A 271-nucleotide genomic window follows, 5' to 3' on the forward strand; every position below is an offset into this window, starting at 1 on the left:
TGTCTGCCGGGGTGGTGCGTGAGGCGGTGCGGCGGGCGCTGGCTGTGGTGCAGGGCTGGCTGGCCGGGGAGCGGTTCGCCGGGTCGCGTCTGGTGGTCGTCACGCGTGGTCTTGCGGGTGCGGCGGTGCGTGGTCTGGTGCGGTCGGCGCAGTCGGAGAACCCGGGCCGGTTCGTGCTGCTGGATGTGGATGAGTCGGTGTCCGGGATCGATCCGGCGTGGCTGTCGGTGCCGGAGCCCGAGCTGTCGGTCGGTGTGCGGGGTGTGCGCGC

1 protein-coding gene is annotated in these 271 nt (G+C 73.4%); it reads left to right on the forward strand.

Translation table 11 applies throughout. The features are described from left to right. Positions 1-14: 14 nt before the first annotated feature. Positions 15-271, forward strand: a 257-nt coding sequence (locus LMU33_RS41085; protein ID WP_372478168.1) for a SpnB-like Rossmann fold domain-containing protein, incomplete at its 3' end; no start/stop codon positions are given.

It is taken from the genome of Streptomyces barringtoniae (assembly GCF_020819595.1).
Taxonomy (GTDB): domain Bacteria; phylum Actinomycetota; class Actinomycetes; order Streptomycetales; family Streptomycetaceae; genus Streptomyces; species Streptomyces barringtoniae.